Below are 22,521 nucleotides of genomic sequence, written 5' to 3'. Positions count from 1 at the left end.
TTACTAACGATGATGGAGGGAAAGCCGTTGGAACAATATCAAATTGGTCCCTGGGAACATCTGATTCATACCGTTCCGCCCGGAACGATACTGGAACAATATGTGCCCCCTGAAGTGGAGGAAGTAGCGCGTCTTGTCATGAGCCAATATGACATGCAGGTCAGCAGCATGGTGCTGATTACATCGAAGCCGGACAAAGGGGGGGCCATCTGGAGAATCGATACCGACAAGGGTCCCCGAAGTCTCAAGGTGCTGCACCGCGTTCCTTCCCGCAGTCTGTTCAGCATCGGCGCACAGCAGTATCTGGTCGAGCAAGGCGCGCGCGTGCCTGCCCTGATTCCAACGACGGGGAATGAGAATTACGTGGAAGCCGGGGGCAAGCTCTGGATTGTAACGGACTGGATCGAACAGATGCAGCCTGTATCCAAAATCGATCTGGAAGGCGCCGCTACACTTTGTTATGGACTTGGCGAATTCCACCGTCTGTCCAAAGGGTATGTTCCTCCCGCACGGGCAGGCAAATCCTCCCGATTGTACACATGGCCGAAATACTATGAAAAAATTATTGCCAAGATCGGGTGGTTCCGCGATATTGCCAACGCCTACGATGAATTCCCTGCGAGCCAGCAATTGCGCGGCGTCGTCGATGAATTCGAGAGACAAGCGCGGGAAGCGCTGGAACGGCTGCATGCCTCCAAATATGTCAGCATGACGGCAATGGGAGAGCCGCATTGGGGTCTCGTTCACCAAGACTATGGATGGTCGAACGGTCAAATGGGACCCGGCGGCATCTGGGTCATTGATTTGGACGGCGTCGCCTATGACTTCCCGTTCCGTGACCTGCGGAAGCTGATCACAAGCACGATGGACGATATGGGCATATGGGATATGGCCTGGATTCGGGGAATGATCGGCGCCTACCACGAGGCGAATCCGATGGATCGGGAGATGTTCGAGCTCCTTTGCTTGGATATGGCTTTCCCGAATGAATTCTACAAGCATGTCAAGGAAGTCGTGTTCGATCCGGTGACCTTCCTCTCCATGGAACTGGAGCCGATATTGCAGCGGGTGCTTGCGACCGAGAGTACGAAGTGGCAAGCCTTGGCGGAACTGGCCGCCGATGCGGAACAGTATGCGCCTGGCGACTATAGCACGCCGGCTCCGGCGGCTTCGTGGCGCATGGAGCTCCCGTATTCCGTCTTGAATGGAGAGAAACTGCCGGTCATCGAGGTTCCCGCCTTCCCGCATCCGGAGCCTTCTCCAGCGGATACGGCCGGCGGGACTGATGCGGCGGAGGCGCATGCAGAGACACAGGCGGAGACACAGGAAGCCGTCGCAGGCGAGCCTTCCATCCCTGTGGCAGTGCCAGCCGAACCGGCACCTGCTGAACCTGTACATCCTTCATCGGTACCTGCTGCGGCGGAACAATTTGCAGTGGAACATGTGGCCGCGGAGCCTGTTGCAGTGGCACCTGCTGCAGCGGAATCTGCTGCTCATCCTGCTCCCCCTGAACCCGCAGCTAAGCCTGACACGGCTCCGGCCCCGATTTGGCCGCGGGAGACCGGAACGCCCCGTCGCCGGAGAAGAACGGGGCGCCGTCTTCGCGCTTCCGCCGGCAGGAAGCGCCTGTCCCGGAGAAGGGGCTGGCTTCGCCGCAGGCGGCGGTTCAGCGCTGCGCGTATCCGCCGTATGAAGGCGGTCCGGTTAGCGCGCCGGCATCGGATCGCTCGCCATTATCGCAAGAAGTCCCGTTTCGGCCAGACTGCCTAAGACAGGAGGAAGCATACAGCATGAATGTATTAATGATCTGTACGGAAAAACTCCCTGTCCCTAATATTAGAGGCGGGGCTATCCAAACTTATATTGGCGGAGTAGCTCCGCAACTGAGCCAGCATCACCGTCTGACCATTCTTGGAAGGGCAGATCCTGAACTGCCGGATGCCGAAGTCGTAGACGGAATACGGTATGTCCGCGTTCCGTCGGACGGCAAGTTCGAATTGTATGCGGAAGGAGTTATCGGCTTCCTCTCCCAGCAAGGGGAGCATTACGATATCATTCATATTTTCAACCGTCCGCGCCTCGTTCTTCCGGTTCGCAGCGCAGCGCCCGCTTCCCGGATTATTCTAAGCATGCACAATGACATGTTCCACCCGGCCAAGCTTCATCCAGAGGAAGGCAGCGCCATCGTCGAACAGACGGAGCGGATCATTACGATCAGCAATTATATCGGACAGGAAATATGCAGATACCAACCGCATGCCGCTCCGAAGCTGCGCACGATATACTCCGGCGTAGACCTGTCTCTCTTCGCGCCGTGGGTGGAATCCGACTACGCTCGCAACGAGCGGAACAGCCTGCGCTCCCAGAACCAGCTGGAATCGAAGAAAGTCATCCTGTTCGTCGGCAGGCTGTCGCGCAACAAAGGGCCGCATGTGCTCGTCAGGGCCATGTCCCATCTCAAGCATTCGGATGCCGCTCTGGTCGTCGTGGGCGGTGCTTGGTACAGCGACAATAAGGTGAGCGATTATATCGCATATGTCCGCGCCTTGGCCGCCCGCTCTCCTCTTCCCGTCATTACGACCGGATATGTTCAGGCCGGCGACATCCACCGCTGGTTCTGCGCGGCCGACGTATTCGTGTGCACCTCGATCTGGGATGAGCCGCTGGCGAGAGTTCATTACGAAGCGATGGCTGCCGGGCTTCCATTCTTGACGACGGCCCGCGGCGGCAATCCTGAAGTATTGCTGAATGACAACGGCATGCTCATTACCGATCCGGAAAACCCGCTCGAATACGCCGAGAAGCTGAACCATCTCCTCTCCAATATAGATGCCAGCCGGCAGATGGGGCTGCGGGGCCGGCGGATTGCCGAACAACGGTTCATCTGGCCGCGCGTTGCACAAGAGATACTGGAGGTATGGAACGGTCAATAACGAACAGACAGGCGCCGAAGGAAGCTCGGCGCCTGTATTTATGGATATAGTTGCCGGAGCGCCTCTATCTCCGCCGCCAATCCCGCTTGGAGACTAACGCGCGGATGATAGCCCAGCAGAGACTCCGCCTTCGCGATGTCGGCCCAAGTATGGCGGGGTTCCCCGTACGTGTCTCCCGCATACTGAATAGCGGCCTTCTGTTGAAGCAGTTCCTCCAGCAGCATGATGCAGGTCTTCACGGATGCCCGCTCCCTGCCGCCAATGTTCAATATCTCGCCGCGAACTCCATCCGCATAGACCGCGGCGGCAACCCCTTCCACACAATCCGATACATACGTGAAATCGCGGGTCTGGCTTCCGTCGCCATACAGCGTAATCGGATCTCCATGCAGCATTTGGCGGATGAAGCGATGAAAAGCCATATCCGGCCGCTGTCTCGGCCCATATACGGTAAAGAAGCGAAGCACCGTGACCGGAATGCCGTCATTGTGCAAATAGACGCGGCACAGCTGCTCTCCCGTTAATTTGCTAACGCCATAGGGGGATAACGGCTCCGTCTTGGCGCTCTCGTCGACTCGCCCGCTCTGCTCGCCATAGACGGAAGAGGTCGACGCATAAATAAACTTGCGCACCGGACGCTGCTTGCAGCCTTCCAGCAAGCGCTGCGTCGCCACGATGTTATGTGCGGAATAAGCCGAGAATTCGGGGCCCCAGCTTGATCGAACCCCGGGCATCCCCGCCAGATGGCAGACCACATCAACACCATCCAGCAGCTCCATCATCGTCGCATTCAGCAGGTCGATCTCATGGAAGGTGAAGCGTGGATGACCCTGTAGGGCCTGAAGATTCAGCTGCCGATTCCGGCGGGGAGTCGATGATTCGATCAGCCCGTCAACGCCGATGACATGCGTCTGCTCGTCCTGGAGCAGCCTTTCACAGAGATGGGAGCCGATGAATCCCGCAGCTCCCGTAACTAAAATGTTCACAATACGTCCCCCTCCGATGTTATGAGACGACCATGGGGAAATCCCTATTTTGGCGGTTGGACTCCCACGCCTTGATAGTCGTAGCCCCAGGCCGCCATCTGCGCCGCATCCAGCATATTTCTTCCGTCGAACAGGTACGGCGTTCTCATCTCGTCCCGAAGCTTATCCCATTCCAAGGCCGAATAGGCGGGCCATTCGGTGCAGATAACGGCAGCGTCGGCCCCTTGCAGCGCCTCCTCCGCCTCCAGACATTGGCTCAGCCGCGCCGTTCGGACGGAGTCGGGAACGCGGGCGACAGGATCATGCACCTTCACCTCGGCCCCATGCTTCAGCAGATAGGAGATGACAGCCAATGAAGGGGCTTCTCGGAGATCGTCGGTTCCCGGCTTGAACGCTAGGCCTAACACGGCTATTTTTCGTCCGTTCAGCGTCTGCAGCTTCCGGCCCAGCCGTGTCATCAGGTATAAGTATTGGGTACGATTGATCTGAACGACCTTCTCCAGCAGCGTTAGACGCACGCCGTATTGACCGGCCGTATGCAGCAGCGCTTTGACATCTTTCGGGAAGCAGGAGCCGCCATATCCTATGCCGGCCCGCAGGAAGGAACGGCCAATGCGCGCATCGAGTCCCATCCCTTCGGCGATGTCGGACACTTGCACGCCGCATTGGTCACACAATCGGGCAAGCTCATTCATGAAGGAGATTTTGACAGCAAGAAATGCATTCGAGGCATACTTGATCATTTCTGCGGTAGCCGGTTCCGTCTGAAGGACAGGACAAGACATCGTATGATACAGTTGAAGAACGATGCCTGCGGCTTTATCCGAATCGCTGCCGATAATGATGCGGTCGGGGTGAAGCGCATCATTCAGCGCGCTCCCTTCTCTCAGAAATTCCGGGTTCGAGACGACGTCAAAAGGCTGCTCGGAGAGCTGGCTGCCCGCTATCCAACCGGCTACCTTGCGGTTCGTTCCGACAGGCACGGTGCTTTTGACGACGATCACTTTATACTCTTGCATGTACTCGCCTATCTGTTCCGCCGCCTGCTGAATATAACTCAAATTCGCACTCCCGTCGTTCTCTGACGGGGTCCCGACGCATAAAAACAAGATTTGATGATCTTGAATCGCTTGCTGCACATTGGTATAGAAACGTACATTTCCCGCCTGAACATGCTTCAGCAGCAGCCCGTCCAATCCTGGTTCATAAAAAGGAAGCTGTCCGTTCTGCATAGACTCCAGCTTCGCCCTGTCCGTATCTATCCCCGATACTGTCCAGCCGAGCTCCGCAAAAGCCAAGGCCGTCGTTGCGCCGACATAACCGAGCCCTATAACCAAGATGTTCATTCATTCCACCTTCCGGATGGTGTCGCGATGAAATGCCGGCTCGCGATCACGCTGTTCAGTTCGGAGTGCTCCAAGTTCACATCTTCCAGCAAAATACTGTTCTTCACATGACAATCGATAAGACGGGCACGCGGGCCGATCGTGACATACGGGCCGATCGTGCAATCGGTTAATTCACAGCTCGGATCCAATAACACCGGCGGGATAATCTGGCATCCCGGATAATCATATTCCCGAATCGGTTGCCCTGAACTCTCTAGTCCATCCAATACCCAGCGATTCGCCTCCAGCCAGCGCTCCGTCGTTCCTACGTCAGAATGATTTCCGTCCGTGATGGAATACGCTATGGAATGATGGTGATCGATGAGCCATTGTATCGCATGGGTAATCTCATATTCTCCCCGGGAAGAGGGAGATATGGAGTGAATCGCGCGGAAGAGAGCGGGAGTGAAGACGTACGCCCCCAGGGACGCCAGATTGGACTTGGGCCGCTCGGGCTTCTCCTCGAGCCCGATGACAAGATCTCCCTTCACTTCGGCGATGCCATAGTCCTGCGGATACGCCACACTGCCCAGCAGCATCCCGGCATCATGGCCCTTGCGCTCTACCAAGTCACACAGTCCGGACAGAGACTGAGCAATCAGGTTATCGCCCAGAAGAAGCATGAACCGGTTCGAAGCGATAAAGCTTTCCGCTTGCTTGACTGCATCTGCAATGCCTAGCGGGATATCCTGGTAGAGATATGTCACTGTGATTCCCCATTGCTCACCATGTCCTAGACGCGCTTCGAACAGCGCTTGGTGGCCGCGTTGGATAACGATTCCAATCTCTTGAATGTTCAACTCCACCAGTTTCTCAATGCAATAAAATAGAAGCGGTTTATTCGCTACGGGCAGAAGCGATTTGGGAGTATCCGAAGAGAATGGCCGAACTCTGGATCCTTTGCCAGCACAGAGGATTAATCCCTTCATGGCGCTCGCTCCTTTATTCGTTACAGGCATACACCAGCTTATGCGCTCCTATTCTAGCAAGGTAGGGCTTCTGTTCATTCATAGGGAAAATATACTTTTGTGCATCTGGGACCCCGCGGCCGGCAAACATTTTTTCCACGTTCCTCCTCTCTCATTCGTCCATACCTTGTCTGCCGCGTAACATAGAATAGAGGGAAAGTTAATTATCACATTCATTCTAAGGAGAGGGTTGAGCGCAATGAGCAAGCTTGAAGATGTAAAAAAATTACTCGAAAGTCTGGAAGGGTTCGATAGTATTGAGGTTGAGTATAAGGGTGGAGAAGTCGTTGAGTTCGACGCCGATGGCGGAAGCCTCGACTCTTTCCTGAATGACATCGATTGGGACAAGGTCACGGATATTGAAGTAGAGCTGGATGGCGGGGACAAGGTTGACTTGGATTGGGATGATGAGGATGAGGACGAGGACGACGAGGATGAGGAAGTCAAAGACAGCGGTGAGGAAGACGAAGAGGAAGACGACGGCGATGATGACGAGGAAGACAAGGATGTAGACAACGAAGACGAAGATGGCGACGAGGAAGACAATGATGCAGATGACGACGATGATGACGATGACGACGATGATGACGATGACGAGGATGACGACTAATCCTTTCTTAGGATTGATCCCCCAGGAGAAAGCCTTTCTGAAGCGAGACTGCTCCAGAAAGGCTTTTTTCGTGTCTAACCACCCACCGATACTTCCCCTGTCCATCCATTCGTCGAATTGCGCTTGACTGAACATGCCGGCACCGATCCGGTGCACGGTCAGATCCGGGCGTATGGACTCGCCGGCCGGCAGACCTTGCAGCACCAGCTCATCGCAGAGCAGAAAGGCGATGCGCAGACCGTCAAGCTCCGTAACGGCCCCCGCCTCGTACTTGGCCCGATCGAGAAGAATCCCCCTTGGCGGTTAATGATGATCGCCCGATCCTTCGGTTTTTTCCCCTCCCATCAGTCATAGGATGCCATTCCGATGCCGACAGCAGCTTCGGTTCACCACAGCTGGAACCGGTCGATATGCTCGTATACAGGAAATTCGCTGTTGACTCTTTTCCAACCCGCTGTGTCATCCTTTATCATGCGCCGCGAATATTTATATTGGCTGCTGCCTCTGCCGACCTTCTTATTGCACATCCCCAGTTGAATTTTCTCGCCGAGCATCGGCTCGATATAAATCGCGTGTTCAAATACCCAATCTTCAGCACCACATTCTTCGTGTAGCTGGGAACATACGATGCAATAAAACACAGCCACTACCTCCTTATCTCCATAGTTACTCTGAGTGTTCCGTTGCTGCCAAGATACGGGCACCGCGCCGTCCATCGTTGCGCTGCCGCGCCGCTTTAACGTCTCCGTCCCGGGCTTGCGACTATTTCAAGTGTTGCTATATATTACAGCAAACGTTGAGAAAGTGTGCATATTTACCCCTGCCCATTGCAAATAAATCAACAAAACGTTCAATTGAAGCGACTCTGTTGAAGTTTGCTCAACACAACGTATGCGGTCACATGACATTTGCAGACAGAGCACATATACGGAGCTCATTTTAAAGTAACGATTTCAGCTTGCATGCTGCCAGGTTCAAAATCTTAAAATGACAATATTCGACAATTCGTTTTTGTCGTCACCCGATTGCCTTCGGGTACTTCGGATGCACCTGCAAATCAAGGGATAACGGTCGGAGAAGGAGATCTGGCGATCAGCTCTCATCCGCAAGAAAACCTTTCCTTGCCTTCCTTTTCATCCCGCTTTCGGGAACATTTAAGAGAGTCGATAGCACTACTCCCCAAGAAAAACAGGAATTTGGCTCCATGTCAATTCTTAATCATGCTGCCGATATTTAGCATTGTCGTTCATATCTGGAGAACATGAACGAACATGCATGAGGGGAATGTTGCACGAAATGAGACAACAAGCATGGTTGAAATGGACTTCGATTTTGCTGGCGGCGGCCATCGCTGCAGGAAGTCCGGCGGGCTTCGCCGCAGCCCAATCGAAGGGGACGCTCCCGATGGAGGGAGCGACGGAGACGAGAGTCGCCAACGCACTGGCGATGGAGGAGCTTGCGCCAGTCGCTGCGCCGTTGGGCGCGGAAGTGGACCTGCCAAGCGCGGCGGCAGAGTCTGCCGATGCCGGCATCTCGGAGCCGCAGCCTCGGTCACTGAAGAGCGAGACGCGTACGGACAGCCAGTACAGCATGGCGGAACTGAATTCGCTCTCGTATGAGGAGCTTACGGATCTGCTCGTCAGCATAGAATGGCGGAAGATTCCCGAGCTGTTCAAATACAATGACGATACCCGGCGTTTTTACGCGGACGAGAATCGTGTCCAAGCGATTGTGGACCGCCTGCAGGAAAGCGGAGCGCGTTTCACTCCTGAGGATGAGCAAGGCATTTTGACGCTAGTGGAGGTGCTCCGTTCCGGTTATTACCTCGGGTATTACAACAAGGGGTTGTCCCAGCTTAATGAGCCGGCATACCGGGAAAAGATGCTGCCTGCTATCAAGGCGATCATGGAGAACCCTGCCTTTGCTTGGGGCACCGACGTGCAGAACAAGGTTATCGGAGCGACGGGCAGAATGATCTCCAATTCCACTGTCGATCCGGACATCGTGAACCGATTGGCGGGCCTCGTTCGAAGCTTCGTCGATCGTGTGGACGCCTTGTCCGATGACTACGAGGCCTCCAGTGCATTCCACGAGGTGCTGAAGGGTGTCGGTTATGTGCTCATGTGGCGCATGGATGAACCGGATCGGGAAGCTGCGTTCAAGGGAACGATCGACGGTTATATGGATCAATTGTTCCGCATGGCGCAGCATGGCCCTACCTCGGAAGACAAGCTGTGGCTGACGAACAACGCCATTTACTATGCGGGCGCGCTCGGTCGTTATTATAGCGAGCCGCAGCAGGCGAACCGGGTGCTGACAGATGTCATGCAGGGTGTGCCGGCGCTTGGCGAGCTCTATTTCGTAGCTGCCGATCAGATATCCCAGCATTATGCAGGGATGGATGCTTACGGCCGCCCGGTCGATATGGACGTCTTGAAGCAGCGCGGGAAGGCACAATATTTGCCGCAGCGGACCGAGTTCGATGACGGCCGGTTCGTATTCCAGACGGGGAGCCAATTGAGCGAGGAGCAGCTTCAGCGCTTATATTGGGCTGCCAAGGAGGTTCAAGCCCAATTCCACCGTGTCATCGGCAGCGACCAGCCGCTGGAGGCGGGAAATCCGGATGATGTGCTGACGGTCGTCATTTACAACAATCCGGATGAATACCGGATGAACAAGTATTTATACGGGTACGATACCGAGAATGGCGGCATATACATTGAACCCGACGGCACGTTTTTTACGTATGATCGGACGATTGATCAGAGCATTTATAGCCTGGAAGAGCTGTTCCGCCATGAATTTACCCATTATCTTCAAGGCCGGTATGAGGTGCCGGGCATGTGGGGCCAGGGTCCGCTGTATAAGACCGGACTCATGCAGTGGTTTGATGAAGGCGGCGCCGAGTTCTTCGCCGGAGCGACGCGGACGGAAGGAATTCAGCCCCGCAAGTCGGTCGTCGGTAATCTGCGTAATGACGGTCCGGGGGATCGCTTCTCCGTGGCGGATACGGTGAATTCGCAGTACGGGGCATGGAAATTTTATGATTATTCCTTTGCATTGTACGATTACTTGTACCATCAAGATTTTATGTCACTGGATCGCATTCATCATGCCATCCGCTTCAATGACGCGACCGCTTATGAAGGACAGCTTGCGGCGATGAGCGGAGATGCGCATACGAATGATTCCTACCGACACTCCATAGGGGAGCAGGTCGCCCGCTATGACAGCTTGACAGTTCCGCTTGTGTCTGACGATTATTTGCTGACGCTGGAACCGAAGCCGGTGGGCGATATTTACAGTGAAATAGCGGCTGTAGCCGGATTGCAGGATACGAACACGAATGAACGGGAATCCCGCTTCTTCCGTTCCTTCGAGCTTCGCGGCACTTACATCGGCGGAACAGCTGAAGGAAAAGAGCAAGATTGGCACACGATGAACAGCATGACGGACGGCTTCTTGCAAGCTTTGTCGGAACAGCCATGGAACGGATATAAGACCGTCACCGCATACTTTACCAATTACCGCGTGGACCATGAAGGACGATTCGTCTATGATGTCGTGTTCCATGGCAAGCTTCCCGCAGACGGGGATGCTGGCGAGAACCCGGACGACAACGGCGTACAATTGCCGGATGGAGGCACCGGGAATGAAGGCAACGAGGGAGCCGAGGACGGCGGTCATGACGGTGGACAACCGAATGCGGACCATGAACCGAACGATTCCTGGGAACAGGCCGTTCCGTTGGATGGGACGGGCGTTCCGGTATCCGGCAAGCTGAGCGACACGGATCGGGTTGATGTTTATCGATTCGATGCCGCGAAGGCGGAACAATGGATGATCGAATTGGAGACGGAACAGGCGCAAAGTGTCGCCTGGGTCGTCCACCACGAGTCCGACCTGAATAACTATGCCGCCTTTCCGACGCAAGTGGAGGACAAGAGCGTAGCTGGTTCCGTAGATGCTGTGCCGGGAAGCTATTATGTGTATGTATATCTCGTGGGGAACGGAGAGCAGTCCTATCGCTTGGTCGTCCAGCCGGGAACAGGCCAAGAACAGGAGCCGGAGCTTCCTCCGTTCGAGGAGATCGAGCCGAACGATACGCAGGAGACGGCCAATGGCCCGATTCCAGCAGGCCGGCCTGTCATTGGGACCCTCAATGGCAGTGATAAGCAGGATGTGTTCATCATTGACGTGGACCAGCCGGCTGAGCTTCAGATTGAGTTGGAGCGGCGGCTTGGATCCGACGTGAATTGGATCCTGTGCCGGGAAGGCGATACCGATCGTCCGCTCCTGTACCCGTCCGAGGTGGAAGGCAACCGAATGAGCGGCGGATTCGCGGCAGAAGCCGGGCGGTACCATCTGTATGTGTACAAATTTACCGATGAGGATATTCATTATACGCTTCAGGTTCAGCATTAATTGAGCTGCCGCCCCGCCTTAACGGGGTGGAAGAATGACGTTAAAAAAGCGTGCCTACTCGCAAGAGTGGTGCGCTTTTTTGCTTGATGTGAAGCTTCGGAACGGGCAACAAGCAAAGACTTCACCCCCGGACATGACTTTCCAGCGCCAAGCCAAGAGAGTGAAGCCGCTATGTTATATTCTCCAAGAATTTTTCTTCCATTAGATAGGTCAGGCCTGATCGTTATCCTTTTACAGCGCCTTCGGTCAATCCTTTTTGGATAAACTTCGAGATGAACAGATACACAATCAATACCGGAATGACGGTCAGCGACACGGCCGTCGCCATCAGTCCAAAGTCGGTTCCATATTGTGAGCTGATTTCATTCAGCAAGGCCACGATTGGCCGGACATTTTCTTTGTTGACAAAAATCATGGCCGAGAACAAATCGTTGTACGACCACATAAATACGAAAATGCTGGTGGACGCGAAGACAGGCTGCGATATCGGCACGAACACCTTAATGAACATTTGCCAGCGGTTGCAGCCATCAATAAATGCGGCTTCCTCCAAATCCTTCGGGATCGTGGCCATATATCCCGCGATAACCAGCGTGGCGAACGTCAAGTTCCCTGCGGTCTGGGGCAGAATCAGCCCCCAGTACGTATTGACCAGGCTTGTTTTGATCAAAATCTCATACACCGGTACAACCGTGGCAAATGCGGGAATGAGTAAGGTCGCGTAAAGAATCGAATAAATGGTTCTCTTGCCGCGGAATTGGAAGCGCGATAATATATAAGCTGCCAAACCGCCAAACAGAAGCACAAAAAATACGGTGCCAAAGGACATGATCAAGCTGTTCACATAGCTCTTTCCGATATTGATCCGATCCAGCGCATTGGTGTAGTTCGTCATCACCGGGTTCCAGGCGATTCCGAACGAGTTGTTCATGACATCCCGCGACATCTTGAACGAGTTGTTCACAATCCAGAATAACGGATAGATTGTCGTCAAGGCCCACGCTGTCAATGCTGCATACATCAAGGCGGCGCTAACGCTAAACCGCTTAGACTTCGTTCGCCGAGCATTGCGTTCCACGACTAAGGTTGGCTCCATCACTGTACACCCCTATAATGCTTAGTAAGTAATCTCGTCCCTCTTCAGCAGCCGGTTGGCAATGAGCGCCAGCAGAACGCCGAACACGACCATGTAAATGGCTATCGTGGAACCGTAACCGAAGTTTTGATCCACCATGGCCTTTTTGTACATGTACGTTCCGAGCACTTCCGTCCCGTTCTGCCCCTTCGTAATGACCCAGACGAATTCGAATACTTTCAACGTCCCCGTAATCGCCAATGTGATGACAACCTTGATATCGCTCATAATGAGAGGAATAGTCAGCATCGTTGTTTTGCGGATGCCGGATATCCCTTCGAGCTTGGCCGCTTCATAGTAGTCGGAAGGAATTTTGGACATGGCGGTCAGGAACAGGACAAAATAAAAGCCGATGTAGTGCCAAACCGTTGGAATTGCTACGGCTCTCAACGCATTATTCTCATCGAGCCATAATATTTTTTCAATGCCGAAGTTCGCCAGCAGATTGTTCAACAGACCGAAATTATAGTTGTAGAACAACACGAACAACAGGGAGATCGCCGTGCCGGAAATGACGACAGGGAAAAAGAAGACAGTTCGGTAAAATCCCTTCAACTTTTGAATATTATCGACCAGCACCGCCAGCACTAGCGCAATACCTACCTGGAACAGAATTACATAAATCATCAATTCCAAGGTGTGCAGCGTTGCCGCGCCCAGCAGCTCATCCGTGAATAGCCTCTTGTAGTTATCCCAGCCGACAAATTTCTTGTCGAAAAAACCGGAGGTGCGGTAAAAGCTGAGATAGACGCTCTTGAAGAACGGATAATATAGAAAGACCGACATAAACGCCGCTGCAGGCAGTAAAAACATCACAATATACTTTCGGTCGCCCTTCATATTTATCACCTTTGATGTTTATTTTCTTCCTTCATCGAAATGACTACGCCGCCCGAATAATGATTGAGGGGCGGCGTTCGTCATATATTCAACCGATTCCGATACTGCGATTCATGTTATTTTTTGTTGTCATCCTCGGTTTTCTTCGCATCCTCGATCGCTTGGGTCGGCGTTTTCTTGCCCGTTACCACCTGTTGAACGCTGGCGCGAAGATTGGAGAACGTTTCTTGTGCCACTTTGCTGTCGACCGGAGCACTGATGGAAGCTGCCTTCGCCGCCATAGCGAATCCATCCAGCGCAACCTGCGGCAAGCCGGTTACTTCCACGTCAGCAGCAGGCGTACCGCCGTTCGCCGTCGCGATTTTTTGAATGCTGTCCGGGGAAGTCAGATGCTTCAGCAATGCAATCGCGGCATCTTTCTTCGCTGCATCGTCATAGGTCGATTTAGGCAGGTAGAATCCGGAGCCGAAGCCGCCTACGATGTCGTTGCCGCTGCCGGCGCCGCCAGGGACCTGCGGGAATGGGACAACCGTCGAGTTGTTGCGCGTGTCGTCATTCCACCCATTAATGGCCCAGGAGCCTTCGAGAATCATCGCGGCCAGACCTTCGCTGTAATAGTTGCCGGCCATGCCGAGATCAATCGTCGCCGCATCTTTTGGGAATGCGCCGAGATCATACAGTTCCTTCAACCCCGCGTAGCCTTTTTCCCAGTTCGGGTCGATGCCGTCGATCAAGCCTTTATCCTGACCTTCCGGCCCTGCTGCGGACAGAATCGCATGCTCGACCACATAGTGGGACTGGTCAAACGGTGCGGACAACGGAATGATGCCTTTTCCAGACAGAGTACTAACCGCTGTTTTCAGCTTGTCCCAGTCGGTCGGGAGCTCTAGGCCGTTATCTTCGAAGATTTTCTTGTTAACGAACAAGCCTTCGTAGAATCCGGTCAACGGCACCGCGTAAATATTGCCGTCTTTTTGTCTTGCAAGCTCAAGCGCGTTCGCAAGGAATCCATTTTTCCACTCCGCATCCGCATCAAGAATTTCATTCAGCGGAACGACCTTGCCTGCATTGACGAAGCCTTCGGCGTCAGTGCCGATGAAGTAGAACAGCAAGTCCGGCTCGTTGCCGCTATTCATATCGGTGTTTACTTTCGTCCGGAAGCCGTCGTCATTCGCGGACATCGGATCATTTTCAATCGTGACGTGAGGATTTTTCGCCGTAAAATCATCCAGAAGCGCTTGGAACGCTTCCCGGGACGGGTCCGTTCCTCCGAATGTCGAGAAGACGCGAAGCTTGACCGGATCGGCTTTGGCTTCCTGCGATCCTGTCTCGGCCGGCGGTGTTGTTCCTTCAGCCGGACCGCCGGCGTTGCTGCCGCCCTTATTGCCGCATGCCGCGAGGAACATGGAGAGCAACAGCATAATGCTCATCAGTACCAATGAAGACCTTTTCATTTTGCAAATCCCCCCAAGTATTTTTGTTCACCCTGCAGGTTGTTCTTGGTGTATACCTAAAGTGTAGTCCACGCGGCAGTGTATTCAAAGGATACATTCCTCTGATTAAGGGATAAATACTTCCACTAGACTCGTGACTGCCGCGGGGTGAAAAAGAGGGATTCGGGGAAAGTATACCTTCCGGGAACATCAGAGGAGGCCGCTTTATCATCCAAGCGTGAACGTAAAGGTTGCCCCCTCATTCTCCTTGCTCTCGGCATAAATTTTGCCTCCGAGCCGATCGATAATCGCTTTGGCTATCGGAAGGCCCAAGCCATAACCGCCGTTCTCCTGGGTTCTTGCCGGATCAGCCCGGTAAAAACGGTCAAACAGCTTGGACAGATGTTGTGGAGGGATGCCTTTGCCGCTGTTTTTTATGGAAAAGGCAACATGATGCCTTGTTTTTTTCAACGTAATCTGAATATGGCCTTTATTCTCCGTATACTTGATCGCGTTATCTACCAGGATCGTAATGACCTGCTTCACTTTTTCGCAATCGCTTTTGATGATCATATCCGGTTCCACTTCCTGCAGCAGCGTAATCTCCTTCTCGAACGCCACCGCTTCCATCGCTAAGATCACATCGCTTACCATTTCACTCATACTAAAAGGTGCAACATTCAGTTTGAGGTTGGTGTCCTCGGTCTTCGCGAGATATAAAAGATCGTTCACAAGCCTTCCCATTCTCTCGGTTTGGTTCTTAATATAATCGAGCCATTTGCGCTGGCTCTGAATCGTCTCTCCCTCATTGGCAAGCAGAGCATCGGAATTGGCGTTGATAATGGCAAGCGGCGTCTTCAATTCATGTGAAACGTCCGCAAAAAATTGCTTTTGCTTCTCCCAGATCTCGGCAATCGGCGCGATCGACCGATTGGCAAAGAACAGACTGATCGCAAATATGACAAAGAGCATAAGGAGACCTACAATACATAAGGTCGTCAGAAGCTCCATCAAGGTATTATAGGACTCCGTCACATCTAAAAATGTAATCTGATAACGGTCTCCGATCGCGCCGATAAACAAACTCGTCCTGTTTTCATGCAACATAACCTCGCCTTTCATAGGAGAGATTTGATATTGCCATCGTTTGTCGCCGAGAGAGATCGTACGGCTCTCCTTTTTCCCGATCTCGATAAGCTCCGCCGCTTTATAATAGATTTCCTCGGGCATGTCGATATTTGAGATGACTTTCACGACATCTCCATATGTATCGACAATCATATGGAATGACAGGGTAGACTCGGAAGGAACGACACCGATAACTTTCTGCTCTGGAACCGCCGCATCCGGCAAGCTAAAATATTCCGCGTAAGGTTTGGAAGATACCGAGTCCAATTTATTTTGATTTTCCATATGAATGTTGTTAGAGGTCGTAAAATAAACGACGGCAAAGGCGCCAATCATGACAATAGATATGATGGACATATTTAGCAGCAGTAGCCGGTTGCGCAGTTGATTAAACATAGTTTTTCCCATCTTCTGACGTTTTTAATAGATAGCCTGCGCTCCGCACCGTTTGAATCCGAACGGCGGATTGCAGATGTCTTAATTTTTTGCGCAAAAAAGAGATGTATACTTCCACATGGTTATCCTCCGCATCAGTATGGTAACCCCACAGCTTCTCAATGATCGTGTCCTTGGACACAATCATCCCTTGCCGGCTGATCAACAGCTCCAGCAGATGGCTTTCTTTTAAGGTGAGCTTAAAGTCCTTGTTCCCGCAGCTAATCTGCAAGGAGAACGGATCTAGCTCAATGTCTCCATATTGCAAGATGCTGTCATGGATCGGCACATTTTTGCGGCGTCCCAAGGCACGCAAGCGGGCCAGCAGCTCCTCCGCCTGAAAAGGCTTGGCCAAGTAATCATCCGCCCCGCTGTCCAGACCCTGCACCTTATCATCGGTTGAACCCTTGGCCGACAGCAAGATGACCGGAGTTTGGATCCCGTTGTCCCGCAATTCTTTCAGAACCTGAAGGCCGTCCATTTTAGGAAGCATAATATCGAGAATGATAATATCATAAATATCGGCAAGGCCGCAGTCCAAGCCGTACTCGCCGTCAAACGCCAAGTCAATGCTGTAATTTTTCTTCTTCAGGACCTGTTCCATGGCTTCGGCCATATGCTTTTCATCTTCAACCATTAAAATCCTCACTTGCATCCTCCATTGTTCGGTTATAAGCCTGATATATCGCCAGTCTGCAGCGTTTGGCGCGGGTCCGTTCGCTGCTGCGATGACAATATCCGCAACCTTGGGGTTTTCACCCCAACAGTTGCGGATCTGTGCACTGCTTCAAGCGATGTTATTTTTTGATTTGCACGCCTTCAGGAGCTTGTTCGTTCCAAGTCTGGCCATCGTCGGTCGAGAACAGCTGTACGCCGTTTTCCATCTTACTCCGACTTGCCAATCTTTTGCATGGCGACACCTTCTGATTCGCCCTTGCCCTTGCCGAAGAAGACCCTCAGCCCTTCCGGCGCCGTCTCGCTCCAAGTCTGGCCGTCATCCGTAGAGTACAGCTTCTTGCCGTTTTCCCCCTTCACCATTACCTTGGTGATTCCGGCTTCGGAATTGATGCTCACTTCGCCCAATTCGACTGTCTCTGCGCTCCAGGTCTGGCCATCACTCATAACCGACTTGCCAATCTTTTGCATGGCGACACCTTCTGATTCGCCCTTGCCCTTGCCGAAGAAGACCCTCAGCCCTTCCGGCGCCGTCTCGCTCCAAGTCTGGCCGTCATCCGTAGAGTACAGCTTCTTGCCGTTTTCCTCTTTCACCATCAACTTGGCTTTGATTCCGGCTTCTTCGACCCATTCGAATGTCTCCGTATATACAGGAGCGTTCTCGCTCCAAGTCTGCCCGCCATCCGTAGAGTAAGTGATGACTCCATTTTCATTTTTGGCCATCAGGGCATCCATCTTCCCCTCGGCTGCAAAGGTTGTTGTTGCTCCTGTTCCTAATGTAAGAGCAAGTGCGCCGCACAGGATGGCTGCTCCCGTTTTCTTTTTGGTTGTGTTCAATACGTTAATCATACTCATACCTCCATGTTTTCTTTTTTTGTAGGCAGCTGCCTTACGATTTCTAATTATAAGCACCTTACCTTTAACGAACCTTAAATGAAAAAAATGGCCAGAAACCTCTGGCCAGTCTTATGAATTCTCCCAATCTTCTTCTCTATCAGTCTAATCCATATTCCGGCCAACCGACCGTTACCGGTAAGAGGAATACGACCGGCCGCGTTCGAAGTGTGCGCCGTCGCCCAGGCGGAGCGCAATAACGGCAATCTCTTCCCGCCATACCACGCGAGTGATAATCGCTGCCAATCCCGGGCCGCTTGCCCCAGTCTGGAGAGTGGTCAGCAATTGTATTAGTTGAGTGGAAGGGACTGGCCCGAATCTATGAAATCCAGTTTCATATTTCACGATTTTCAACCGCTGTCCATATCATATCGGCAGTGACTATCATATCACTGTAGAGTAGGGCGAGCAGCGTTGCACGCAAGAAGGTGGTGTTGATATGAAGAGAATCTTATATTTGGGGGAGATTGGTTACCACAACGCAGGGGACCAAGTTATGTGGGATGTGTTTCGGCATCAGTTCAACAAGCACCTCCAGGGGAGCCGCTTCGAGGTCGCCGGCTCATTGTCCGGCGGCGCAGACCCGTTAGCATTCGATGCCGTTGTGCTTGGGGGCGGTTCTTTGATCGCCCCTACCTATCTTGCGAAGCTTGCGGAGGCGGACAAAGGCAACAAACCGTACTATATTTGGGGTTCCGGGGTCGATAAGCTCGTGTCTAAAAAAGGACTGGACGCCATGCTTAATGGCACCCCGCTGCCTGCGAAGCTTATCGCTCAAAGTATCCACAGCGATGTATTCCAAAGGGCCCGCTTCACGGCCGTCCGGGGTCCTCTCAGTCAAGCCTTTCTCCAAATGGGGGGAGTCGCTGCGGAGAACATCGCGGTGAGCGGCGACCCTGCTTTGCTCCTCACGCCCGAAGACGCGAAGCCCGTCTCGTACGAGCCTCCCCTGCCGCGTGACAGGCCCTATATTGGAATCAACTGGGGCACCGCAATGAATCTAGTCTTCGGCCATGATGAGGCTTCCGTGGAGGACAAGTTGGTCAGGGCCGCCAAGGAATGGATCCGGCAAGGCTACTCTATTCTCATGTTCGTCATGTGGCCTCACGACATCGCCGCCAGCCGAAGAATGATGCATAAAATAGGATGCAAGAACCGCGTACGGTTGTTCGAAACCGTAAATCCGTACCAATTGATGAGCATAATAGGCCAATGTAAATTTACGGTCGATTTCAAATTGCACGCCGCTGTGCTGTCAGCCGTCATGCGGATCCCTTTTATCGCGCTTGGATACCGCTTCAAGGTGTTCGATTTCGCGGCTTCCATCGATGCGCTCCCTTATGTCCTATCGACCGATAGCTCGACCCTCGACCAGAAGTTACTGCAATTATCCACCCGCATCGAAGAGAACTATACGGACACGGTCAACGAAATCGATAGACAAGTCTTCCCCTATCAAAAAAAGAAGATGTTGGCGGAGCCTTTCTTCCGCAGACTACAAAAGGAGGTTGAAACCAATTGAGTATTCTGCCGCAGCGCATTTTGATGTGTTACGGAAAAACCCCTTGCACACCCGGCAGCTATTTGGAAAGAGCATTCGGCAAGCTTGGGATCGGCGTCGATGTGATCATAAATGCCGTCGATTTCTCCGCCCTGGATACCCAAAAGTATGCAGCGGTTCTGTTCGTCGAGAGTCCTTCCCGCCCCCCGGTTGCCATTACACACAGGGAACAGATTCAAGCGCCCGTTCTCTTCTGGATCCATCACGGAGAAAATCGTCTCGCGGACAACCTGAAGATGTGTGAACTGTATCGTCCCGATATGCTGCTGATGTCGCATTCCTTACACCTTGCATCCCGCTTCCCGGCACCGGTGCGATTCTTCCCGTTCGGGGTGGATCCCGATTTGTTTTATTCGGATATCCCTTATGCGATGCGCCGTATCGACGTTTCTTTTGTTGGTTCGCGCGGTCATGAGCTGTATCAAAAACGGGACGAAAGCCTGCGCGTCATTGAAACACGCTTGCAAGGACAGGCGAATCTGTCACTGCGGAAAAATATATTTCTTCAAGATCTTAGCGAACTTTATGGAAATACCAAAATCGTCTTCAACCAAACGGCCGATACAATTAAGGCCTTCAATATGAGAATCTTCGAAGGAATGGGGTGCGGGGCATTAGTCCTGACGGATAATACTCCCGAACAATCGGAATTGTTCGAGAACGGAGTTCATTATGTTCTCTATGATTCACAAGAAGATATGCTTGAGAAGCTGCGGTACTATTTAGTAGACCATCCGGATGAAGCCGCCAAGATCGCGGCCGAAGGGCAGCGGCATGTTGTCCGGAATCATACGTATGAACATCGAGCCCGTCACGTGCTTGATTTGATCGCGTCTTTGCGGGACAAGGCGAACCGGAATTAGGAATAACGCGGGCAGCGCGCCATTTCTTGCTAAAGCTGAGCAAGCCTGCAGACGGACTTAGATGCCGTTGCAGGCTTATTTTTTGATATGAATACCGGACGTACCATTTACATACAGAAATAGGCGTCAGCCCTTAGCTGTGACAAAAACGCGGGATAGTCACATCTGACAATGTCTGCGGGAAATGCAGGTTCAATCGCGCAAATGGACAGACAATATTGATCTGCCACATGATATTGTTTGAAAAAGAAGCGGGACGCTGCATCGGCCGGAGAACGGAGAGAGCACTCCCCTTGGTCTGATTTGTGAACGGAAAAGGAATCGAGCGGGATGGACAGGCCCTGTCCATGCAGCTTGACATAGCTTTCCTTCAGTGTCCACAAATCATAGAACAGCTTCAGCTTGCCTTCCGGCGGCTCATTCTCAAGCTGTTCATATTCTTCTGCCGAGAAAAATCGCCTCGCAACGCTCAAATCGATAGGCTTGATCTGCTCCACATCAATGCCCACCTCTGCATCATGCACGGCACAGGCGATCCATTCGCCGGAGTGCGTAATATTAAAATACAAACGAAGCTCCGAAGCGAGCTCCGGCTTGCCGTAGCTATTATAATGAAACTCGATCTGGGAATTGGCAAGCCCTGTTCTCTCGCCAATGATGTGGCGTACGAGCACCTCCGCCAGCAAGCTTCGATAGGCATCGGCCTTGTAATGGAAGCGGTTGATCTTGTCCTGCCGGTCCGAAGGGAGCAGCTGAAGCAGTTGCTCCCATGCAGCCTGATCGATAAGATCGGGAACTTTCATCGCGAATATGCCGATGTCCCGGCTCTCACACATCATGTTCAACTCCTTCGCGCTTCGCGATTCCGTTCAGCTTGCCGACAAGCGGCTCCGCATCTGCGGCTCGTTGTCTCGCGAATTGTTAGCGTTAATTTTTTCACTGGTTCAAATAAGATTTGATTTTCTAATTCGAAACACCAGTTCGAAAAGCATTCTGATTGGGCGATGTTGGACTCTTGCATAATTAATAGAATGATAAAACTTTTCGTTTAACATTTTCTACACCCCATATGATTTGCGTTTCAATAGGGAATTAAATTTGAATTTTAAGAGTAGCATTATCTAAAAGCGAAAAGTGCTCCAACCTCGGTAGAATGGTGTTTATTTTAAACATCATTCACAAAGAGAGGAGCACCATTTAAGTGGAGCAGATGAACACTTCAAGTTCAGAGTTTTCTCTTCGTTATGGCGACCGGCGATGGTGTAAAGTATTATTACATTCGAATATATACTACTCATTTTAAGAAATATTTTGGATTAATCTAGAATACTATGATTCAGAAATTCAAATGAAGACCGACGTGGTATGACATGGAGCCTTGGATCGCACGCACAAGCCCGCCATGCTGGTCAGAGACGATGTAATCCACGCCCCGTAACCCACGCTACCACGCTACTTCAGTTCCTGTAAGGAGGCTCCCCACGTCTCTTCCGATTCCGAATTGCCGAGAATGTGATCAAGCACTTCTCGTGTTCCGTCAGTATTGATTGACTCCTGTTGTGCTCAAAAGTCCACCAGAGCGTAAGTACATAGCAATTGGAAGAAGCTATTTTACACAATTATACGGACTCAACTAAAAAGTCTACCTACCCCAAAATTTATTTTATATTATAGTAACGACTCAGTTCATTTTTCATTTCTTCATTTTTGTTCTCTTCAAAAGTTAATTTATTATGAAAAGATGTTGAGTTAAGATTAAATACACCATTGTTCATGTTAATCACGCTATAGTCACCAAAAGAGTTCTTTTTAAGTGTTACGATATATCGATTACCCTTTTTCATTTCCACATAATCGTCAGAGACTAGTTTTCTTCTACCATCAAAACCTTGCAATATTGATACTGGTTCAATAACAGAAATATTCTTGTTGTTCCATTGACCTTTTAGAACTTGTTCTACTTCCATGTCTGTGATAGTATAGAAGTCTTGGATCGTCATTGTATTATAATAACTTACTACATGCTTTCTCTCCTCGAAATTATTAACTGGCGTGCCAATTACTATTAATTCTGCTCTATTAATTAGATCTTCTGTTGAAGTAGATTCTATATAAGTGGAGTCAACTCTGACTTCTCCTTTATAGCTGTTGTAAATAAAAAAATAGTATAAACCAGCTAGGGTTAAAACAGATAATAAAAATACATATATGAATTTTTTACGCTTTTTGATAATCACATGTTCCCCC

General features: G+C 51.8%; 18 protein-coding genes and 1 pseudogene. 6 read left to right on the top strand and 13 right to left on the bottom strand.

Annotated features, from left to right (window positions below; translation table 11 throughout):
• Positions 1–27 precede the first annotated feature (27 nt).
• Together DQX05_RS14610 and DQX05_RS14605 are read left to right on the top strand one after the other, a co-directional pair.
• Complete coding sequence (locus DQX05_RS14610; protein ID WP_119794305.1) at positions 28–1,770, top strand: CotS family spore coat protein; 1,743 nt, start codon at positions 28–30, stop codon at positions 1,768–1,770.
• A gap of 20 nt (positions 1,771–1,790) precedes the next feature.
• The gene (locus DQX05_RS14605; RefSeq protein ID WP_119794304.1) at positions 1,791–2,933 is read left to right on the top strand and encodes a glycosyltransferase family 4 protein; all 1,143 of its coding nucleotides are present in this window, start codon (positions 1,791–1,793) and stop codon (positions 2,931–2,933) included.
• Between the two features lie 38 nt (positions 2,934–2,971).
• Here the strand turns inward: DQX05_RS14605 and DQX05_RS14600 are convergent, their stop codons facing one another.
• From DQX05_RS14600 to DQX05_RS14590, 3 genes are read right to left on the bottom strand one after another with little or no spacing between them, the layout of a single operon-like run.
• Positions 2,972–3,919 (bottom strand): NAD-dependent epimerase/dehydratase family protein, encoded by a 948-nt coding sequence (locus DQX05_RS14600; RefSeq protein ID WP_119794303.1) that lies wholly within the window; start codon positions 3,917–3,919, stop codon positions 2,972–2,974.
• 44 nt (positions 3,920–3,963) lie between these two features.
• On the bottom strand, positions 3,964–5,265 hold the full coding sequence (locus DQX05_RS14595; RefSeq protein ID WP_119794302.1) for a UDP-glucose dehydrogenase family protein: 1,302 nt from the start codon (positions 5,263–5,265) through the stop codon (positions 3,964–3,966).
• The gene (locus DQX05_RS14590) at positions 5,262–6,236 is read right to left on the bottom strand and encodes a sugar phosphate nucleotidyltransferase (RefSeq protein ID WP_119794301.1); all 975 of its coding nucleotides are present in this window, start codon (positions 6,234–6,236) and stop codon (positions 5,262–5,264) included. The genes DQX05_RS14595 and DQX05_RS14590 overlap by 4 nt, the downstream gene beginning before the upstream one ends.
• Before the next feature lie 238 nt (positions 6,237–6,474).
• On the opposite strand from DQX05_RS14590, the gene DQX05_RS30805 reads away from it, so the two are divergent.
• Positions 6,475–6,885, top strand: coding sequence for a hypothetical protein (locus DQX05_RS30805; protein ID WP_182914754.1), 411 nt, complete (start codon positions 6,475–6,477; stop codon positions 6,883–6,885).
• Positions 6,886–7,271: 386 nt separating this feature from the next.
• Here DQX05_RS30805 and DQX05_RS14580 read toward each other — a convergent pair whose 3' ends face one another.
• Positions 7,272–7,601 (bottom strand): DUF3973 domain-containing protein, encoded by a 330-nt coding sequence (locus DQX05_RS14580; RefSeq protein ID WP_259392001.1) that lies wholly within the window; start codon positions 7,599–7,601, stop codon positions 7,272–7,274.
• A gap of 580 nt (positions 7,602–8,181) precedes the next feature.
• Between DQX05_RS14580 and DQX05_RS14575 the strand changes: the two genes are divergently transcribed.
• A complete protein-coding gene (locus tag DQX05_RS14575; protein WP_119794299.1) occupies positions 8,182–11,310 on the top strand; it encodes a collagenase in 3,129 nt (1,042 codons plus the stop codon).
• 223 nt (positions 11,311–11,533) lie between these two features.
• Here the strand turns inward: DQX05_RS14575 and DQX05_RS14570 are convergent, their stop codons facing one another.
• The 6 genes from DQX05_RS14570 to DQX05_RS30800 all read right to left on the bottom strand — a co-directional run bounded on the left by DQX05_RS14570 (position 11,534) and on the right by DQX05_RS30800 (position 17,805).
• Positions 11,534–12,406 (bottom strand): carbohydrate ABC transporter permease, encoded by an 873-nt coding sequence (locus tag DQX05_RS14570; protein ID WP_119794298.1) that lies wholly within the window; start codon positions 12,404–12,406, stop codon positions 11,534–11,536.
• A gap of 21 nt (positions 12,407–12,427) precedes the next feature.
• Positions 12,428–13,285 carry a carbohydrate ABC transporter permease gene (locus tag DQX05_RS14565; protein ID WP_119794297.1) on the bottom strand — a complete coding sequence of 286 codons (858 nt, stop codon included), beginning with the start codon at positions 13,283–13,285 and terminating at the stop codon, positions 12,428–12,430.
• 116 nt (positions 13,286–13,401) lie between these two features.
• The gene (locus DQX05_RS14560; protein WP_119794296.1) at positions 13,402–14,739 is read right to left on the bottom strand and encodes an ABC transporter substrate-binding protein; all 1,338 of its coding nucleotides are present in this window, start codon (positions 14,737–14,739) and stop codon (positions 13,402–13,404) included.
• Between the two features lie 207 nt (positions 14,740–14,946).
• The gene (locus tag DQX05_RS14555) at positions 14,947–16,242 is read right to left on the bottom strand and encodes a sensor histidine kinase (RefSeq protein ID WP_119794295.1); all 1,296 of its coding nucleotides are present in this window, start codon (positions 16,240–16,242) and stop codon (positions 14,947–14,949) included.
• Positions 16,235–16,936 carry a response regulator transcription factor gene (locus DQX05_RS14550; protein ID WP_119794294.1) on the bottom strand — a complete coding sequence of 234 codons (702 nt, stop codon included), beginning with the start codon at positions 16,934–16,936 and terminating at the stop codon, positions 16,235–16,237. Before DQX05_RS14550 ends, DQX05_RS14555 begins: the two co-directional genes overlap by 8 nt.
• Before the next feature lie 230 nt (positions 16,937–17,166).
• Positions 17,167–17,805: a WD40/YVTN/BNR-like repeat-containing protein gene (locus DQX05_RS30800; RefSeq protein WP_220483179.1), complete on the bottom strand. Its 639-nt coding sequence runs from the start codon at positions 17,803–17,805 to the stop codon at positions 17,167–17,169.
• A gap of 484 nt (positions 17,806–18,289) precedes the next feature.
• Between DQX05_RS30800 and DQX05_RS14540 the strand changes: the two genes are divergently transcribed.
• Positions 18,290–19,372: a polysaccharide pyruvyl transferase family protein gene (locus DQX05_RS14540; protein ID WP_119794293.1), complete on the top strand. Its 1,083-nt coding sequence runs from the start codon at positions 18,290–18,292 to the stop codon at positions 19,370–19,372.
• Positions 19,369–20,274: a CgeB family protein gene (locus DQX05_RS14535; RefSeq protein ID WP_119794292.1), complete on the top strand. Its 906-nt coding sequence runs from the start codon at positions 19,369–19,371 to the stop codon at positions 20,272–20,274. The genes DQX05_RS14540 and DQX05_RS14535 overlap by 4 nt, the downstream gene beginning before the upstream one ends.
• Positions 20,275–20,381: 107 nt before the next feature.
• On the opposite strand, the gene DQX05_RS14530 is transcribed toward DQX05_RS14535, so the two are convergent.
• The 3 genes and pseudogenes from DQX05_RS14530 to DQX05_RS14525 all read right to left on the bottom strand — a co-directional run bounded on the left by DQX05_RS14530 (position 20,382) and on the right by DQX05_RS14525 (position 22,511).
• Positions 20,382–21,113: a 4'-phosphopantetheinyl transferase family protein gene (locus DQX05_RS14530; RefSeq protein ID WP_119794291.1), complete on the bottom strand. Its 732-nt coding sequence runs from the start codon at positions 21,111–21,113 to the stop codon at positions 20,382–20,384.
• Between the two features lie 539 nt (positions 21,114–21,652).
• Positions 21,653–21,822, bottom strand: a pseudogene (locus DQX05_RS33425) (transposase); the annotation flags it as partial.
• Between the two features lie 110 nt (positions 21,823–21,932).
• The gene (locus DQX05_RS14525) at positions 21,933–22,511 is read right to left on the bottom strand and encodes a hypothetical protein (RefSeq protein ID WP_119794290.1); all 579 of its coding nucleotides are present in this window, start codon (positions 22,509–22,511) and stop codon (positions 21,933–21,935) included.
• Positions 22,512–22,521: the final 10 nt, after the last annotated feature.

It is taken from the genome of Paenibacillus thiaminolyticus (assembly GCF_003591545.1).
Classification (GTDB): Bacteria; Bacillota; Bacilli; order Paenibacillales; family Paenibacillaceae; genus Paenibacillus_B; species Paenibacillus_B thiaminolyticus_A.
The sequence above is the reverse complement of the archived record's forward strand: the minus strand, read 5'-3'. Positions and strand labels throughout refer to the sequence as shown.

Excerpts from the sequence above, each read along its gene's own strand:
- DQX05_RS30800 (WP_220483179.1), bottom strand. The coding sequence starts at position 17,805 with ATGATTAACGTATTGAACACAACCAAAAAGAAAACGGGAGCAGCCATC.
- DQX05_RS14540 (WP_119794293.1), top strand. The coding sequence starts at position 18,290 with ATGAAGAGAATCTTATATTTGGGGGAGATTGGTTACCACAACGCAGGG.
- DQX05_RS14595 (WP_119794302.1), bottom strand. The coding sequence starts at position 5,265 with ATGAACATCTTGGTTATAGGGCTCGGTTATGTCGGCGCAACGACGGCC.
- DQX05_RS14530 (WP_119794291.1), bottom strand. The coding sequence starts at position 21,113 with ATGATGTGTGAGAGCCGGGACATCGGCATATTCGCGATGAAAGTTCCC.
- DQX05_RS14550 (WP_119794294.1), bottom strand. The coding sequence starts at position 16,936 with ATGCAAGTGAGGATTTTAATGGTTGAAGATGAAAAGCATATGGCCGAA.
- DQX05_RS14570 (WP_119794298.1), bottom strand. The coding sequence starts at position 12,406 with ATGGAGCCAACCTTAGTCGTGGAACGCAATGCTCGGCGAACGAAGTCT.
- DQX05_RS14575 (WP_119794299.1), top strand. The coding sequence starts at position 8,182 with ATGAGACAACAAGCATGGTTGAAATGGACTTCGATTTTGCTGGCGGCG.
- DQX05_RS30805 (WP_182914754.1), top strand. The coding sequence starts at position 6,475 with ATGAGCAAGCTTGAAGATGTAAAAAAATTACTCGAAAGTCTGGAAGGG.
- DQX05_RS14605 (WP_119794304.1), top strand. The coding sequence starts at position 1,791 with ATGAATGTATTAATGATCTGTACGGAAAAACTCCCTGTCCCTAATATT.
- DQX05_RS14560 (WP_119794296.1), bottom strand. The coding sequence starts at position 14,739 with ATGAAAAGGTCTTCATTGGTACTGATGAGCATTATGCTGTTGCTCTCC.
- DQX05_RS14580 (WP_259392001.1), bottom strand. The coding sequence starts at position 7,601 with ATGGACGGCGCGGTGCCCGTATCTTGGCAGCAACGGAACACTCAGAGT.
- DQX05_RS14555 (WP_119794295.1), bottom strand. The coding sequence starts at position 16,242 with ATGTTTAATCAACTGCGCAACCGGCTACTGCTGCTAAATATGTCCATC.
- DQX05_RS14565 (WP_119794297.1), bottom strand. The coding sequence starts at position 13,285 with ATGAAGGGCGACCGAAAGTATATTGTGATGTTTTTACTGCCTGCAGCG.
- DQX05_RS14590 (WP_119794301.1), bottom strand. The coding sequence starts at position 6,236 with ATGAAGGGATTAATCCTCTGTGCTGGCAAAGGATCCAGAGTTCGGCCA.